A 16,879-nucleotide genomic window follows, 5' to 3' on the forward strand; every position below is an offset into this window, starting at 1 on the left:
GGTGGTTATTAAGGGGTATCTGTTAGGCGATAAGGTCTTTCACCAGGTGGCCGTGCACATCGGTAAGCCGGTATCTTCGGCCCTGGTGTTTGAATGTGAGCCGTTCGTGGTCTACGCCCAGCAGATGGAGCATGGTAGCATGGAAATCGTGTACATGGACGGGGTCTTTGACAATGTTGTAGCCAAACTCGTCCGTCTCCCCATATACAATGCCCGGTTTTACGCCACCACCGGCCATCCATAATGAAAAGGCCCGTGGATGGTGGTCACGCCCGTAGTTTTCGGCGGAAAAACGGCCTTGGCAATAATTGGTCCTGCCAAACTCCCCTCCCCAAATGACCAGGGTCTCGTCCAGAAGCCCCCGCTGTTTCAGGTCGGTGACCAATGCGGCAGATGCCTGATCCGTATCCAAAGCCTGCCCTGCCATTTCGTTGGGTAGGTTGCCGTGCTGGTCCCATCCCTGGTGGTAGATCTGGACAAACCGCACCCCGTTCTCGGAAAGTTTGCGGGCAAGTAGGCAGTTTGCGGCATAGGTTCCCGGTACCAGGCATTCCGGACCGTATAACTTGATGATATTGTCCGGTTCCTTGGTAAGGTCGGTCACCTCGGGAACAGCCGTCTGCATACGGAAGGCCATCTCGTACTGCTGGATCTTCGTATTTATCTCTGGGTCGCCAAAGGATTCGTAGTTGATCTGGTTCAGTTGGGCCAGCTTGTCCAGCATCCTCCGTCTGTCCTCTTTTGACATGCCCTCGGGATCGGCCAGATACAATACGGGCTGTTCGCCACTGGAAAACTGTACACCTTGGTGGACGGAATCCAGAAATCCATTGGTCCAAAGCTTGGAGTAAACGCCCTGCCCGTTGCCCTTTCCCCTGCTGAGCAGCACACAGAAGCTGGGCAGGTTGTTGTTTTCGCTGCCAAGTCCATAGCTCAGCCAGGCTCCCATGCTGGGCCGGTTGCCTACCTGTGCGCCGGTCTGGAAAAAGGTAAGTGCCGGGTCATGGTTGATCGCCTCCGTATGCATGGACCTGATGATGCACAGGTCATCGACAATCTTGGATGTATAGGGGAACAGGTCGCTTATCCAGGCTCCTGCCTGCCCATATTGTTTGAATTTATGGTAGGATCCCACCAAGGGGAAAGACGCCTGTCCCGATGTCATACCGGTAAGGCGCTGTCCCTGCCGGATGGAGTCGGGAAGTTCCTCTCCCATCCGTTCGTTGAGGGTAGGTTTATAGTCAAATGACTCCAGTTGGGAAGGTGCCCCGTTCTGGAACAAGTAGATTACCCGCTTCGCCTTGGGGGCAAAATGGGGCACATTTGCCAATAATCTGTCGGTATCAAGGGATGACTTCCCTCTGAACAGGTCAGGTATCAACAGGGAACCCAATGCCAAACTTCCCAGGCCAAGGCTGGCCTTGGAGAGGAATTTGCGCCTGTTTTCGTTGAGTCCGCCTTCTATTCGTTCTTTTTCCATACTAGGTTCTTGTTATTGCTTCTTCCAAATTGAACAGGGCCACCACTACCTGCATCATCGCGGCCACATCGGGCTCGTCCATTCCGTTTTCGATCGGACGGTCGCCGATTTTCATCAGGGGAGTGATGTCTTCCCGACGCTCGGTAAACCGATTCAGTTCGTCATCGAAGTAACCGCTCAGCAGGTCGATTTCCTGTTTTGAGGGTGGCCTGCAAAGAATCCGTGTAAATGCCTCTTCGATGGCAGTATCGGGGGTGTCCCGGTACTGTTGGGTCAAGCCAAAGGCCATGATACGGGCAGCCTCGACTACCATGGGGTCGTTGAGCATGGCAAGTGCCTGCAGGGGCGTATTGGTCCTGCCCCTGGTGACCTCGCACATATCCCGGTTGCTTCCGTCAAAGAGGATGGGTACCGGAGGAGGCACGGTGAGCTTGATGAATGTATACAGACCCCTTCGGTAGAGGGACTCCCCCTTGTCCTGTCGGTACGCGGCCAGTTCCCCACGTCCCGACGTGGCTGCCTCCCATAATCCGGGTGGCTGATAGGGCTTTACGCTGGGGCCTCCGATCTCCCGGTTCAGCAGGCCGCTGCTGGCAAGCACCAGATCGCGTATATGCTCGGCACTCAGGCGTAGGCGCGGCGACCAGGAAAGGTACCTGTTTTCCGGATCCAGTTCCAGCTTTTTGGGGGTTACTTCTGCGGATTGTTGGTAGGTGGCAGAGGTCATGATGGTTTTTATGAGGCGTTTGATGTCCCATCCATTCTCCCTGAAATCCACCGCCAGCCAGTCCAGCAGCTCCGGATGGGTCGGCAGGTCTCCCTGCATGCCAAAGTCACCTGCGGATTTGACGATGCCTGCGCCAAAAAACTCCTGCCAGATTAGGTTTACAAATACCCGGGCCGTCAGTGGGTTTTTTTCGTCGAAGGTCCATTTGGCAAGCCCCAGTCGGTTTTTGGGAAGGTTTTCGTCAAAGGGAAGGACGGAAACGGGTGTATTGGGAAATACCTCCCTGCTTGGGGCATCATAGAGACCCCTGTCTAGGATGTAGGTAGAGCGAAGGGTATCCTTGAAATCTTCCATCACCGAAACCATGATGCGCGCGGTATCCCGGTGGTTGATAAAGCTGAGCACGCCGTCTAGGTCGTTTTTCTCGATCCACATGATGGGGGTCTTGGCAGGCTTCGATTGGCCCACGTCGCCCTCGTATCCTTTTTCGGGGGTATTGTTGAAAAAGGCGAACATGCTGAAGTAGTCCTCCTGGGAAATGGGGTCGTATTTATGGTCGTGGCATTGCGCACATTCCACGGAAAGGCCCAGTATGGCCTTGGTGAAGGTGTTGGTCTTGTCCACGTTGTACTCCACCCGGTACTCTTCTTCGATAACGCCACCCTCTTCGGTATACTTGTGGTTCCTGTTGAAGGCCGTGGCCAAAATTTTCTCTTTGTTGGTATCGGGCAGCAGGTCGCCTGCCAGCTGCCAGGTAATGAACCGGTCGTAGGGGAGGTTATTGTTGAATGCATGGATCACCCAGTCCCTGTAGGGCCATTGGGTCCGGATATTGTCGTCCTGATAGCCATAGGAGTCTGCATACCGGGAGATGTCCATCCAGAGTACGGCCATGCGTTCCCCAAATGCCGGGTCTGCCAGCAGCTTATCGATGAGCGTTTCGGTTGCATCTTCGCTGTTGTCCTGCAGGTATTCGCGTATCAGTTCAAGGGAGGGGGGAAGCCCGGTCAGATCTAGGCTGATCCTTTTCAGCAGATGGGCCTTCTCCGCCCGGTTGTTTGGGGTGAGACCGGCTTTTTCCATTTTTGCCAGCGTGAAATGGTCGATTTCGTTGGCAGGCCAGTTTTTGTCTTTGATGGAGGGAAGTGGTCGTTTTTCAGGAACCACAAAAGCCCAGTGGGGCTCGTATTTTGCTCCCTGTGCGATCCACTTGGTAAGTATGGCCTTTTCCTCCTCGGTAAGTTTTAGGTTGGATTGGGGAGGAGGCATGACCTCTCCGGGGTCGTCGCTGACAATGCGTTTGATGATTTCGGAATTTTTGGCGTTGCCCGGTACGATGGCATGGGCATTGGGGTTTTCCTTAAGGGCCGCGTAGGCTCCTTCCTCCGTGTCCAGCCTCAGTCCTGCTTCCCTTGTATTCGGATCGGGGCCGTGGCAGGCAAAGCAGTTGTCGGAAAGGATGGGACGCACGTGAAAATTATAACTTATCTGATCGGCGTCTACCAGATCCCGGGAAGAGTTGGAAGACGTACCGCCACAGGCGTACATACCAATGATAAGTACAGGTAAGAAGTAAATGAACCGTTTGGGCATTCGTAGCTAAGATTGAGTTTACTTATTAAACTCCAAATTCAACAAAAATGTCGGAATTACCAAGTAATTTTTTATGATTGGAGGTGTCCCCTGATAGATTGGCAAGGATCTATGGCAAATTGGAAGGATAGGTGGAAAGTCATTTGTCTGTTTATTCGAAAGAGACAAAAAAAGAGGCTGCCAATTCGCAGCCTCTTTCTATTAGTTTGTTTTTTTGATCTTGGAAAAATCAAAGGTATCCAGAAACTTCGTTGTGAAATTTCCGGCTTTAAAATCTTCGTCTTCCAGCAAAGCCAGGTGAAAGGGTATCGTGGTTTTAATCCCGTCGATTACAAATTCCTCAAGTGCCCGTTTCATCCGTACAATCACTTCGTCCCGAGATTGTCCGCTAACAATAAGCTTGGCGATCATGGAATCGTAGTTTGGGGGAATGACGTAACCCGCATACACGTGGCTGTCTATCCTTACGCCCCTCCCCCCGGGGAGATGGAGGTTCACTATTCTCCCTGGACTTGGTCTAAAACCGTTAGCGGGATCCTCCGCATTGATACGGCATTCCATCGCGTACAGCTTAGGGTAATAATTCCTGCCGCTGATATGTTCGCCGGCTGCCACCTTGATTTGCTCTTTGATAAGGTCAAAGTCGGTAACCTCTTCCGTAATGGGATGCTCAACCTGGATTCGGGTGTTCATTTCCATAAAGTAGAAATTCCGATGCTTATCCACCAAAAACTCAATGGTGCCGGCTCCTTCATAGGCGATGGCCTCAGCTCCTTTTATTGCCGCCTTTCCCATTTGGTCACGGAGTTCATCGGTAATAAATGGGGAGGGTGTTTCTTCCACCAGCTTTTGGTGCCTCCGCTGAATGGAGCAGTCCCTCTCGGATAGGTGGCAGGCCCTGCCTCTAGAGTCACCTATTACTTGTATTTCGATGTGGCGGGGTTCTTCCACGAATTTTTCCAGGTAGAGGCCGTCGTTTCCGAAAGCGGCGGCGGATTCCTGCCTTGCATCGTCCCATGCTTTCTTGAACTCGCTCTCTTCTTTTACGATCCTCATGCCTCTGCCACCACCACCGGCAGTGGCCTTTAAGATGATCGGATAGCCGATTTGTTTGGCGACCTCGATACCTTGGGGCATGTCTCGAAGTAACCCCTCGGATCCTGGGATGGTAGGTACTCCCGCTTCGGCCATGGTGGCTTTCGCGGTTGCTTTATCCCCCATTTTGTTGATCATCTCCGGGCTGGCTCCAATGAACTTAATATTGTATTCTTCGCAAATCCTCGAAAACTCGGCATTTTCGGAAAGAAAGCCATACCCGGGATGGATCGCATCTGCGTTGGTAATCTCTGCTGCGGCGATGATACGGGGTATATTGAGATAGGAGTCTCTGCTGGGAGCGGATCCTATGCAGACGGCTTCATCCGCAAACCGTACATGAAGGCTATCTTTGTCAGCGGTGGAGTATACGGCAACTGTCTTGATTCCCATCTCCTTGCAGGTACGGATAATGCGCAGTGCGATTTCTCCTCTGTTGGCTACTAATATCTTTTTAAACACGTTTCTCGGGTTCAGATTATCAATCGGTTTAGCCGGCGGGATCAACTAAAAACAATGGCTGATCAAACTCAACAGGGGAGGCATTTTCAACCAGTACCTTCACGATTTTTCCGGAAATTTCAGAATCTATTTCGTTAAAAAGCTTCATAGCCTCTATGATGCATACGGTATGCCCTGCCTGAATCGTGTCACCAACGTTCACAAATGCCGGAGAGTCGGGATTTGGTGTACGGTAGAAGGTTCCGATCATAGGCGACTTGATCTCTACCAGTTTACTAGATGACAGGGCTGGTTCGGGGCTGGAAGATGCAGGAGTTGCCACTGCGGGTGCTGCCTCAGCGGCCGGCAGCGGGGCAGCAGCGACCGGTTCCACATTCTTTACAGCCACTTGGGGTACATTCTTTTTCACAGAAAGTTTGAACTCATCTGTCTCTATCTTTACCTCCGCAAGACCTGACTGTGCGATGAAGTCAATTAATTCTTGTATTTCTTTTGCTTTCATATATCCTGTTTTTTTGGCATCCAAAACCGTCCCATCGGTCGTTTTGAGGGTGGTGTTTTTTTAGTTGATAGGTTTTATTTTGAAATTTAGTGAAAAGCCACAAACATCAGGCAATTATTTGACTCTTTCTGAGTATGAACCGTCTCTGGTATCCACTTTTATCATTGTGTCCTGATCCACAAACAGAGGCACCATGACGACAGCCCCCGTCTCCAGCGTGGCCGGCTTTAACGTATTGGTAGCGGTATCTCCTCTGATACCGGGCTCCGTGTAAGTTATCATTAGTTCCACAAATGGAGGCAGTTCTACGCCTAGTGGTTTTTCAGTTTCGGCATGAATGAGAATATCCACCAGCTGACCTTCTTTTAACAACTTAGGTCGCTCTATCAAAGATTCTTCAATCGGGATTTGCTCAAACGTATTCATATCCATGAAGTTGTACCCTAGGTCATCTTCATAAATAAACTGGTGGGGTCGTTTCTCCACTCTTGCGGTGGTCACCTTTTCACCTGCACTGAAGGTTTTTTCCAATACCTTGCCCGAGGTAAGACTCTTCATCTTTGTACGAACAAAAGCGGGGCCTTTGCCCGGTTTTACATGCTGAAACTCGACGATGCTGACAATGTCATTGTTGAATTCCAAGCATAGACCGTTTTTGAAGTCTGCGGTACTTGCCATTTTTTATGTTGGTTTTGAGTTATGCGCGATTAGTTGGAATCATACCCCCATTTAAGGTAGATCGCTCCCCAGGTAAATCCGCCTCCAAAGGCAGCAAGGATGAGATTGTCTCCTTTTTTCAGTTTGGACTCGTAGTCCCAAAGGCAAAGCGGCAATGTGCCCGCCGTTGTATTCCCGTACTTTTCAATATTCAGCATCACCTTCTCGGGGCCTATACCCATACGGTTGGCCGTTGCATCGATGATCCGCTTATTGGCTTGGTGTGGAACCAGCCAGGCGACGTCTTCGCCCTTCAGGTTGTTTTTTGCCATTATTTTGGCGCTTACATCGGCCATGTTGGTAACGGCAAATTTGAAAACCGTTGCCCCTTCTTGGTAAATGTAGTGTTCTTTGTTCGCGATCGTTTCCAGGCTGGCAGGGTGCAAGCTTCCTCCGCCCCTCATGTGTAGGTAATCAGCCCCCTTGCCATCTGAGTGCAACATGGAATCCATGATACCAACTTCCTCCGATGTAGGTTCCAACAGTACCGCACCCCCACCATCACCGAAGATGATGCAGGTGGTTCTGTCCTCGTAATTCACGATCGAAGACATCTTGTCTGCGCCGATGACGATTACTTTCTTATGCATCCCGGTTTCGATGAACTGACTGCCGAGGGTAAGCGCGTATAAAAAACCTGAACAGGCGGCGGAAATATCAAATCCATAGCTGTTCGTCGCGCCGACATTCGCCGCAACCAGGTTGGCGGTAGAAGGAAAGAACATGTCGGGCGTCACCGTAGCACAGATGATCAGATCGATTTCTTCCGGGCGGGTGTTTGTTTTTTCCAATAATCCCTTTACTGCTTCTGTAGCGATCACGGATGTTCCTTGGTTTTCACCCTTGAGAATCCTTCGTTCCTTGATGCCGGTCCGGGAGGTGATCCACTCATCGTTGGTATCCACCATCGTTTCCAGCTCTTGGTTGGTCAGTACATAGTCGGGAACCCAACCTTGTACTCCGGTTATTACCGCTCTGATTTTCTTCATTGATTCATCAAAATTCTTTTGGAAATTGGGATAACCTATTCGCAGGGGCTTTTTTTCCTCCTGCCGGGTAGGATCCAGCATGTGTTGGGGTATTTTGCTTAGTGTGCTTTTATAGTTTGACTGGCAAAAATATTTAAAATGTCCCTCATGACCAAAGCTTTTTCCAGTTAAGAAGGATAAAAGAGGAGTAAGTCTGCCACTGAAAAACAAAACTTTGTTCGGAATTTATCGATTTATGGGCTTTGCACAAAAAAAAGAGGCATCCCGGAAGTCTCCGGGTGCCTCTTGAAAACGGTCTTTTGATCGAGCTGGTTACGCCTCCTGTTTCTGGGGAACTTGGGCCATGATTTCACGGAGATCTTCGTCGCTGATCTCTTTCTTGACATCTGCCTGCGTGAGGAAAGCCTCGTATATTTCATCCAGTTCCAGTTTGGTAACCGGAAATCCTATTTTGTGAAGTCGAAAAGCAAGGGCTGCCCTACCGCTTCTGGCAGTGAGAATGATGGTGGATTCGTCTACGCCCACATCCAATGGATCAATGATTTCATAGGTTTCTCGGTGTTTGATCACACCGTCCTGATGGATGCCAGAAGAATGCGCAAACGCATTGGAGCCTACGATGGCCTTGTTTGGCTGAACCTGCATTCCCATTCGATCGGAAACCAGTTTGCTGATGGGATTTAACAGCTTCGTATTTATCCGGTTGGTTACCTGAAGGCGTGGGTGTTGCTTCATAATCATGGCGACCTCCTCTAGTGAGGTATTGCCTGCCCGCTCTCCGATACCATTGATTGTGCACTCTATTTGTCTGGCTCCATTCATGACAGCGGAAATCGCATTGGCCGTGGCAAGCCCCAGGTCATTGTGGCAATGTGCGGAGATAATTACGTTTTCTATCCCTTTGACGTGGTCTACCAAATACTTGATCTTGGCTCCGTATTCATCAGGTAGACAATAACCGGTAGTATCGGGAATATTCAAAACCGTAGCACCTGCTTTGATAACTGCCTCACAAACCTGGGCTAGGTATTCGTTGTCCGTTCGTCCTGCATCCTCAGCATAAAACTCCACGTCTTCGACGAACCGCTTGGCGTGGCCTACCGCATCCACAGCCCATTCCAAGATGCCTTCCCTGGTACTTTTAAATTTATACTTAATATGATGGTCTGACGTGCCTATACCGGTGTGAATTCGGGGCCTTCGCGCAAACCTGAGCGCTTCAGCGGCTACCTCTATGTCTTTTTTTACACCGCGGGACAGGCCACAAACAATGGGTTCAGTCACCGCTTTTGAGATCTCTACGACGGATTTGAAATCCCCGGGGCTAGAAATCGGAAATCCCGCTTCGATTACGTCTACGCCGAGTTCTTCCAGGCGCTGGGCAATTTCAATTTTTTGGGGGGTATTAAGCTTGCAGCCGGGAACTTGCTCCCCGTCTCTCAGGGTGGTGTCAAAAATCAAAACATGTCCTTTATCCATATCTCTGTTGGTTTTCTGAAATCTAAATTAAAACCTTGTGGGGTGAACGAAAATTAACTTATATTTAATGTTCCGACATCCAATAATACCAGTTTTCATTTCATAATACTGATAATCAATAGGTTGATGTTGTTTAGAATATGATATCCAATTCCAAAAAAGATTTTTTATTTGAGCTTATCAAAAGTCTGACATCGGCAGAAAAGCGGAATTTCAAGCTATTTGCGAAGCGAATGGAGGCAAACGAGAAGGCTAAATTTGTACAGCTTTTTGATGTGGTAGATAAGATGCAGCAATTTGATGAGGGAATGCTGTTTAAGAAAGTGTCCATTTCCAAAAAGCAGTTGGCTAATTTGAAATCCCACCTTTACAAACAAATTTTGGTCAGCCTCCGGCTTATTTATGCGGACAGGAGTGTGGAGCTGTACCTGAATGAACAGATTGATTTTGCCCGGATTTTGTATGGAAAGGGGCTGTATATGCAAAGTCTTAAGGTATTGGATAAGGCCAAGCAGCTTGCCAACCGATACTATTTGGACACCTTGGTACTTCGCATTGTGGAGTTGGAGAAAGTGATTGAATCACAGCATATTACCCGCAGTATGCAAAACAGGGCCGAGACCCTCAGTGAACAGGCTACTGAGATGTCCGGGCAGATAGCCCGAAAAAATGCATTCAGCAACCTGTCGCTGCAACTTTACGGACTTTACCTCAAAACCGGCTACGTGAAGGATGCAGAGGACAGAAAGCGCGTGGAGGAGTTTTATGCGGCCAATATGCCCCAGTTTGATATTCATAGGTTAGGGTTTTATGAAAAATTGTATCTGTATCAAGCCCAGGTCTGGTTTTATCATATTGTGCAGGATTTTCCCCTTTGTTACCGTGCGGCGCAGCGGTGGGTCGATCTTTTCGATGAGTTTCCGGATATGCGAAAGGTGGCTACGAGCAATTACCTAAAAGCCTATCATTATTTGCTGGACACGTTGTTCTACCTGGGATATTACGAGCGTTTTACAGAGGTGCTGGCGAAATTTGAGGAAAACCTGCGGTCGAAGGAGGTGCCTCTCGACGAAAACGGATCGGTTTTGGCGTTTCTGTATTATTATACCAATGCATTGAACATTCGGTTTATGCGGGGTGAGTTTTCGAAGGGAATATCGGTTATTATGCCTGCCTTCAAGCAGGAATTTGCCCTACTTCGAAACAAACTGGACGTGCATCATCAGGCAGTGCTCAATTATAAGGTTGCCTGCCTTTATTTTGGGGCAGGGCAAAACCTGGAGGCCATTGACTACCTCGATGAGGTAATAAAGCACACGGGTGCGGGTTTGAACGAAGATCTTCAATGTTTTGCCCACATTCTGAAGTTGATAGCCAGTTATGAAGCGGGAATGGACGAGAATTTGGATCACCAAATAAGAAATGTGTACAAGGTTCTCGTCAAAATGAATGACCTGCACATGGTACAGCGCGAAATGATGGCATTTATTCGGCAGTTAGGGCAAATTTTCGATTATGAGCTTAGGGGTGCGTTTGTGGCCCTGAGGGAGCGACTCAAGCCCTATGAGCAGCATCCCTATGAAAAGAGGGCATTTCTGTACCTTGACATTATCTCTTGGCTGGAGAGTAAAATTGAAAACCGATCTGTTCAGGAGATTATACAGGAGAAGTTCCGCGAAAAAACAGCTGTTGAAAAATAGGGGTTTTTGGTAAAAAAGGTGCTTCCATAGCTATCATAAACACAAAAAGCCAACCTGAATAATCAGGCTGGCCATCTGTATGGTTTTGGGAAGTAAAAGGCAGGCGGTTAGGCCAAAACCTCTTTTTCCATGATTACCTGTCCTTTGTAATACAACTTACCGTCAAGCCAAAAAGCTCTGTGCCTAAGGTGGGTCTCACCGGTTGTAGGGCATTGGGTAAGTCCGGGAGCATTGAGTTTGTAATGTGTCCTTCTCTTATCTCTGCGGGTTTTCGAAATTTTCCGTTTAGGATGTGCCATTTCTTACTTATGGTTTAATATTCGTTATTTTTTTAATTTCTTTAATTTTTCCCAAAGGGGATTGGTTTCCGGCTCAAATTCCTTCTCCGATTCCTCGGTTATACTACTATAAACCAATACACCTTCGTCACTATCCTCCTCTTCGTCTCCAAACTTCGGATGAAGTTTTTTGGGTGGAATGGCCAGTAATATAAACTCGTAGATAAACTGAGCCACATTGATCTGAGCCGTTTCATTGGTGATCAGGTAGACCTCCTCGTTCAGCTCTCCTTCTTCCGGGCCGTATTTGTATAAGATGCGCTCCCGGGTTTTCAGATCGTGAAGGTATTCTTCCAAGCTACGGTCGCATGTCAATTTGACCTGTCCTTGGATCTCAAACCAAGCTTCGATAACGCCGCCTTGCTTCTTTAAGGTGACCGACACTTTCAGGTTTCCCTCAGACACCAGGTCGTTTACCGGAAAGTGTCCAAAGAAATCACTGTTGACTTCAAATGGGAAGGTGTGTTCTCCATCTTTCAGGCGAATGATATCGATATCAAAATTCCGTAAGAATTTCACTTCTTCCTCCTTTTCTAATTCAAGACCGCAAATTTAGAGAATAGTTTCGTATAATAAAAGGTTAGCTTCTCAATTATTTGCGCTTTCCAATGCCGCATGTTTGTGTTTCAGGATTTCACAGGCCTGAAAAATCGCTGCTCGCATAGAGCCTTCGTTTGCCATGTTTTTACCTGCTATATCGTAGGCGGTGCCATGGTCGGGACTGGTGCGTATGGCGGGCAATCCAGCGGTAAAGTTAACACCTGTCTCGAATGAGATGGTCTTGAACGGAATCAATCCCTGATCGTGGTACATGGCGAGGACTCCATCAAACTTCTTGTAATGCATCATACCGAAGAATCCGTCGGAGGGATAAGGCCCAAAAACCAAGGCTCCTTTATCCTTAAATTCCCGGACTACCGCTTGGATGATTTCCTTTTCTTCGCTGCCAAGAAGGCCATCTTCTCCCGCATGGGGATTTAGACCTAGTACGGCAATTCGAGGTTTGGCGATACCAAAGTCCTCCCGCAGCGACCTGATCAACAGTTGCAGTTTTTCGCGGATAGCTGCGGCAGTCACCAAGGAGGCCACTTGGTGTATGGGCACATGGGAGGTGACAAGACCAACTTTCATCTGATCCGACACCATCAACATTAGCGTTTTTTCCACACCAAAGGCCGCAGTTAAATACTCGGTATGCCCGATAAACCCATTTTCCGGGGTGTGTATGTTGTTTTTATTTAGAGGAGCGGTGACTAACGCGTCCAGATGACCATTTTTCAGGTCTTCGGTGGCTTGTCTAAGTGCCAGTAGGGCCATTTTACCGGCTTCGGTGGTTTCTACTCCAGGAAGAATTTCGGGGCAATCAGGAGTGACGTTTATGACATTTACTTTTTTGTGATGAATCTCCTCGATGCCTCGAACCTGCATGAAATTGAATTCTTCCAAAGCCAAGGATTTTTTGTAGAAGGTCAGCGCCTTTCCGTGTCCGTAGATTACGGGAGTAAGAAGTTTCTGGACACGGTTATCCTGTAGTGCTTTCATCGTTACCTCCGCACCTATGCCATTGATATCCCCAATACTGATTCCTATTACTGGCTTGTTTTTTCGAATGTTCATCAGAGTGTTTTTATTCGCTTATTTGAGTACCCGTCTATAAAGACGACTGATGCGCAAGTTAATAAAATATTGGTATTTATCTGACCGAATGCCGTGGTGACCGGGAGGGCATATGGATTCGGATGTGCCACAAGTAGATTTAGGCATAAGTCCATCGTCTCCTGTGGTCATTCGATATTATTGTTTTACTTTTGGATGTCACTAGGAAAACCACCGCATTATGGAAAAAGTAAGGGCGAAGAAACATTTGGGGCAACACTTCCTAAAGGATTTGCGGATAGCGGAAAACACCGCTTCGGCGATAACCGGGCATTTTGGCACCCGGGCGGTTTTGGAAGTGGGCCCCGGTATGGGCGTTCTTACGGATTTTCTCGTTTTGTCCGACTGGGAATTGACCTTGATCGAGATCGATACGGAGTCAATAGCTTACCTCGAAAAAAAATATCCCGCCACAAGTATGCGGATTCTACAGGGCGATTTTCTCAAGATGCCCCTTCGGGAACTCATGCCACCGGCTTACGTTGTGGCAGGTAACTTTCCTTACAATATTTCTTCACAGATTTTTTTCAAAGTGCTGGAGGAGCGGGACAGTGTGACAGAGGTAGTAGGAATGTTACAGAAGGAAGTTGCCGAACGAATTGCCTCAAAGAAGGGGAACAAGACCTACGGCATATTGAGTGTGTTGTTGCAGGCGTTCTATGAAGTAGAGTATCTATTCGATGTGCCTCCTCACGTTTTTGATCCTCCACCCAAAGTAAACAGTGCCGTTGTACGGCTAAGGAGGAATGAGGTTCAGGCATTGGACTGTGATGAAAAGCTGTTCTTCAGGGTGGTGAAGCAGGCCTTTAGTACGCGAAGAAAGACGCTTAGGAATGCGCTCAAGAGTATGGGGGGAGGGGCGGATTTTAGCGAGGACAGCCTGTTGGACCTGAGGGCGGAGCAACTTGGAGTCCCCGAGTTTATTTACTTAACCAATAAATTAAAAGCATCTTGGAACAGATAAAAACGTTTGAGCTGTCCAAGGATTACTTGGAAAGCTTACGTCAACATATAGAAGGAGAGGACGTTGCTTTTATAAAATCCTCCATGGAAGATGCCATCATGGCAGATATCGCGGCCATCTTGGATGAGCTCGATATGGAGGAAGCTCTTTTTGTGCTCCGAGCGCTGGATACAGCGGTAGCGGCAGATATTTTGATCGAACTCGACGAGGATACGCAGTACAGGGTAATCAAAGCCATGGAACCCTCTGAACTGGCTATATTGATAGATCAAATGGAGTCTGATGATGCGGTGGACGTATTGAATCAGCTGTTGGTCAAAGACAGGGAAGAGGTTATCGGTTACCTGGAAAAAAAGGAGAAAACCCTTCATATCATGGAACTGTTGCGTTACGACGACGACAGTGCGGGAGGGCTGATGGCCAAGGAATTTATCAAGGCCAACCAAAACTGGACGGTAGTCCAAACGATTGAGGAGATCCGTCGGCAGGCCGAAAACGTAGACAAGATTTATTCGATCTACGTAGTGGACAATAAGGAAAAGCTAATGGGCAGGGTAGCCCTAAAGAAAATCATTCTGGCGGCATCCAATACCAAGATCGCCGATCTCTACGATGAGAATATCGTATCGGTACCCACGCACATGGACGGTGAAGAAGTGGCCGAAGTGATGCGCAGGTACGACTTGGAGGCTGTACCAGTTGTCAATGTGAAAAATAAGCTGGTGGGCCGAATCACCGTGGACGATATTTTGGATCTGATCAGGGAACAAGCCGAAGAGGATATGCAGGCCATGACCGGTATATCAGATGACGTGGAGGAGTCTGACTCTGTGTATCGACTATCCAAGGCCAGGCTTCCCTGGTTGCTCATTGGTATGGTAGGTGGACTGTTGGGAGCAGGTTTTATCGGTTTTTTTGAGGAGGGTATCAGCGCGGTTACTGCGTTGGCATTCTTCATTCCTTTGATTACGGCTACAGGGGGTAATGTTGGGATTCAGTCATCCACCTTGGTCGTACAGTCATTGGCGGCCAAGTCTGTCTTTGAAGAAAGCTTGACCAAACGATTTGTGAAAGTTTTGGTGGTGGCGGTTCTTAACGGACTGGTTTTGGCCACATTTGTGCTGATAACAGTGGTTTTTTTTTATGGTCAGCCACTAAAGTTTGGTCTTGTGGTCGCCATAGCTCTTTTCTCTGTAGTATTGCTTGCCTCGTTTATGGGGACGCTTACTCCCATCGTACTTGACAAGATAGGCATCAATCCGGCCATGGCCTCTGGTCCGTTTATCACCACGGCCAATGATTTGCTTGGTTTGGCAGTGTATTTTTCCGTTGCTATGTTGTTGTTAAAGTTGTAATGCCAAGTTATCATGAAGGTACTTATCATTGATACCATGCACCCCAGCATCCTTCCCTTGTTGGAAGGTGCAGGATATGAAGTACATTATAGGCCCGATATCACACGCACCGAAATTCTCGAATGTGTGGCCGAATATGAGGGGCTTATTATCCGATCAAAAACGCCCATAGACCGGTCGCTTTTGGCTCATGCTGTAAAACTTCGATTTGTAGCCCGCGCGGGCGCGGGCTTGGACAATATAGACTTGGATTATTTGGCATCGCATGGCATCGCACTGCACCATGCCTCCGAAGGTAATCGGGATGCTGTGGCAGAGCATGCAGTGGGCATGATTCTCATGCTCTTTAATAAACTAGGACAAGCGGATCGCCAGGTGCGGAGCGGTATTTGGGATAGAGAGGGCAACAGGGGAGAGGAACTGGCGGGAAAAACCGTGGGTGTCATCGGGTATGGAAATATGGGGAGAGCCTTTGTGCAGCGATTGCGGGGTTTTGATGTGAGGATACTCGCCTACGACAAATATCTGTCCGGATACGGAGATCAGTGGGTGGAAGAAGCGACCTTTAAACGGATCCAAGAAGAGGTGGATCTCCTCAGTATACATGTGCCGCTCACCGATGAAACCAGGAATTTTCTTACCATGGAGGTTTTGGAGGGGTTTCGAAAACCCTTCTATTTGGTAAATACAGCGAGGGGAGAGGTGGTCAGCTTTGATACGTTAAACGAGGCTCTTTCAAGAAATATCCTAAAGGGAGCTCTTTTGGATGTGCTGGAAAATGAACGGTTAAATGCGCTCAGTAATGCTCAGCGTATATCGTTCAAGCGGTTGACAGAACGCACGAATGTCCTGTTTTCCCCGCATGTAGCAGGGTGGACATCCGAGTCCTATGTCAAAATAAATCAGGTACTTGTAGAAAAAATAACGGGGAAATGGGGAGCGTCTGGCTGATCAAATTTTGAGCAGGCTCATTGGGAATTAACAATTGTTCACGTATATTTGCATGATACACATATAAACAAGTGAAAAGAAACGGTCTCGTAGCTGAGGCCGTTATTTTGTTTATTAGGAGTTAACAGAATGTCAATATGGGAAATATACAGTATTATACCGAGGAGGGCCTGAGAAAGCTAAAAGATGAACTTCAGGAGTTGAAGACAAAGGGCAGAGCTGACATTGCGCGGCAAATTGCAGAGGCAAGGGATAAGGGAGATCTAAGCGAGAATGCTGAATATGATGCCGCAAAGGACGCCCAAGGCCACCTCGAACTCAAGATCGCAAAGCTAGAAGGGGTAATAGGAAATGCGCGGGTCCTTGACAATTCAAAACTGGACACCTCCAAGGTCGGTATCCTGAGTACAGTGACCATCAAAAATGTAAAAAATGGCATGACGGTTTCATACACCTTGGTTTCTGAAGAGGAAGCTGACCTGAAGGCCAACAAAATATCACTCGCGTCTCCTTTCGGAAAGGGACTTTTAGGAAAAAAACAAGGGGAGATAGCCGAAATCAAAGCACCCGCAGGCTTGCTGAAGTTCGAAATTCTCGAAATAACCCACTCCTAACCTTACAAAGAGCGGTTTCGGCAGCAAAGCTAAGCCGCTCTCTCTTCCTGTTGACGGCTGTTCGGAGTTCAGTTTACTTTTTAAGCTATAAACCGAAAATTTTACCCGTTGGGAGAGACATGTGCAAGATTTGCCCCTAGCGCGGCATAAATCACCGGGATCTTTTCCTTGATATGGTTGTACATCCCAGTGGCCGCAGGTTGTACCCATCAACAGCGATTACGCTTAAAAATAATTGGTCTGTAAATTAATCGATT

The 16,879-nt window shown here is 48.1% G+C and carries 14 protein-coding genes and 1 pseudogene; 5 read left to right on the forward strand and 10 right to left on the reverse strand.

What is annotated here, in order from left to right; genetic code table 11:
• Positions 1 to 22: 22 nt before the first annotated feature.
• The 7 genes and pseudogenes from ADIS_RS10710 to ADIS_RS10740 form a co-directional block, all read right to left on the reverse strand.
• Positions 23 to 1,480: a DUF1501 domain-containing protein gene (locus ADIS_RS10710; RefSeq protein WP_010854510.1), complete on the reverse strand. Its 1,458-nt coding sequence runs from the start codon at positions 1,478 to 1,480 to the stop codon at positions 23 to 25.
• 1 nt (position 1,481) lies between these two features.
• On the reverse strand, positions 1,482 to 3,800 hold the full coding sequence (locus ADIS_RS10715; RefSeq protein ID WP_010854511.1) for a PSD1 and planctomycete cytochrome C domain-containing protein: 2,319 nt from the start codon (positions 3,798 to 3,800) through the stop codon (positions 1,482 to 1,484).
• 201 nt (positions 3,801 to 4,001) lie between these two features.
• Entirely contained in the window at positions 4,002 to 5,357 is a 1,356-nt protein-coding gene (accC, locus tag ADIS_RS10720; RefSeq protein WP_010854512.1) for an acetyl-CoA carboxylase biotin carboxylase subunit, read from the reverse strand.
• A 28-nt stretch (positions 5,358 to 5,385) separates the two neighbouring features.
• A pseudogene (accB, locus tag ADIS_RS10725) lies at positions 5,386 to 5,904 on the reverse strand (acetyl-CoA carboxylase biotin carboxyl carrier protein); the annotation flags it as partial.
• Positions 5,905 to 5,973: 69 nt separating this feature from the next.
• Positions 5,974 to 6,537 carry an elongation factor P gene (gene efp, locus ADIS_RS10730; protein WP_010854515.1) on the reverse strand — a complete coding sequence of 188 codons (564 nt, stop codon included), beginning with the start codon at positions 6,535 to 6,537 and terminating at the stop codon, positions 5,974 to 5,976.
• A gap of 29 nt (positions 6,538 to 6,566) precedes the next feature.
• Positions 6,567 to 7,565: a beta-ketoacyl-ACP synthase III gene (locus tag ADIS_RS10735; protein ID WP_035805600.1), complete on the reverse strand. Its 999-nt coding sequence runs from the start codon at positions 7,563 to 7,565 to the stop codon at positions 6,567 to 6,569.
• A gap of 312 nt (positions 7,566 to 7,877) precedes the next feature.
• A complete protein-coding gene (locus tag ADIS_RS10740) occupies positions 7,878 to 9,044 on the reverse strand; it encodes a 2-isopropylmalate synthase (RefSeq protein WP_010854517.1) in 1,167 nt (388 codons plus the stop codon).
• A gap of 140 nt (positions 9,045 to 9,184) precedes the next feature.
• Here ADIS_RS10740 and ADIS_RS10745 point away from each other — a divergent pair, with 140 nt between their 5' ends.
• Positions 9,185 to 10,744: a hypothetical protein gene (locus tag ADIS_RS10745; protein WP_010854518.1), complete on the forward strand. Its 1,560-nt coding sequence runs from the start codon at positions 9,185 to 9,187 to the stop codon at positions 10,742 to 10,744.
• A 107-nt stretch (positions 10,745 to 10,851) separates the two neighbouring features.
• Here ADIS_RS10745 and rpmF read toward each other — a convergent pair whose 3' ends face one another.
• The 3 genes from rpmF to pdxA all read right to left on the reverse strand — a co-directional run bounded on the left by rpmF (position 10,852) and on the right by pdxA (position 12,699).
• Positions 10,852 to 11,043, reverse strand: coding sequence for a 50S ribosomal protein L32 (rpmF, locus tag ADIS_RS10750; protein WP_010854519.1), 192 nt, complete (start codon positions 11,041 to 11,043; stop codon positions 10,852 to 10,854).
• 24 nt (positions 11,044 to 11,067) lie between these two features.
• Positions 11,068 to 11,601, reverse strand: a complete 534-nt coding sequence (locus ADIS_RS10755; RefSeq protein ID WP_010854520.1) for a YceD family protein — start codon at positions 11,599 to 11,601, stop codon at positions 11,068 to 11,070.
• A 69-nt stretch (positions 11,602 to 11,670) separates the two neighbouring features.
• Positions 11,671 to 12,699, reverse strand: a complete 1,029-nt coding sequence (pdxA, locus tag ADIS_RS10760; protein ID WP_010854521.1) for a 4-hydroxythreonine-4-phosphate dehydrogenase PdxA — start codon at positions 12,697 to 12,699, stop codon at positions 11,671 to 11,673.
• A 220-nt stretch (positions 12,700 to 12,919) separates the two neighbouring features.
• On the opposite strand from pdxA, the gene rsmA reads away from it, so the two are divergent.
• The 4 genes from rsmA to greA all read left to right on the forward strand — a co-directional run bounded on the left by rsmA (position 12,920) and on the right by greA (position 16,622).
• Positions 12,920 to 13,702, forward strand: coding sequence for a 16S rRNA (adenine(1518)-N(6)/adenine(1519)-N(6))-dimethyltransferase RsmA (gene rsmA / locus ADIS_RS10765; RefSeq protein ID WP_010854522.1), 783 nt, complete (start codon positions 12,920 to 12,922; stop codon positions 13,700 to 13,702).
• A complete protein-coding gene (mgtE, locus tag ADIS_RS10770) occupies positions 13,690 to 15,057 on the forward strand; it encodes a magnesium transporter (RefSeq protein WP_010854523.1) in 1,368 nt (455 codons plus the stop codon). The genes rsmA and mgtE overlap by 13 nt, the downstream gene beginning before the upstream one ends.
• Positions 15,058 to 15,069: 12 nt before the next feature.
• Entirely contained in the window at positions 15,070 to 16,008 is a 939-nt protein-coding gene (locus ADIS_RS10775) for an NAD(P)-dependent oxidoreductase (protein ID WP_010854524.1), read from the forward strand.
• Positions 16,009 to 16,145: 137 nt separating this feature from the next.
• A complete protein-coding gene (gene greA / locus ADIS_RS10780; RefSeq protein ID WP_010854525.1) occupies positions 16,146 to 16,622 on the forward strand; it encodes a transcription elongation factor GreA in 477 nt (158 codons plus the stop codon).
• The last annotated feature ends 257 nt before the right edge of the window (positions 16,623 to 16,879 follow it).

This window comes from Lunatimonas lonarensis, assembly GCF_000390185.1.
Taxonomy (GTDB): Bacteria; Bacteroidota; Bacteroidia; order Cytophagales; family Cyclobacteriaceae; genus Lunatimonas; species Lunatimonas lonarensis.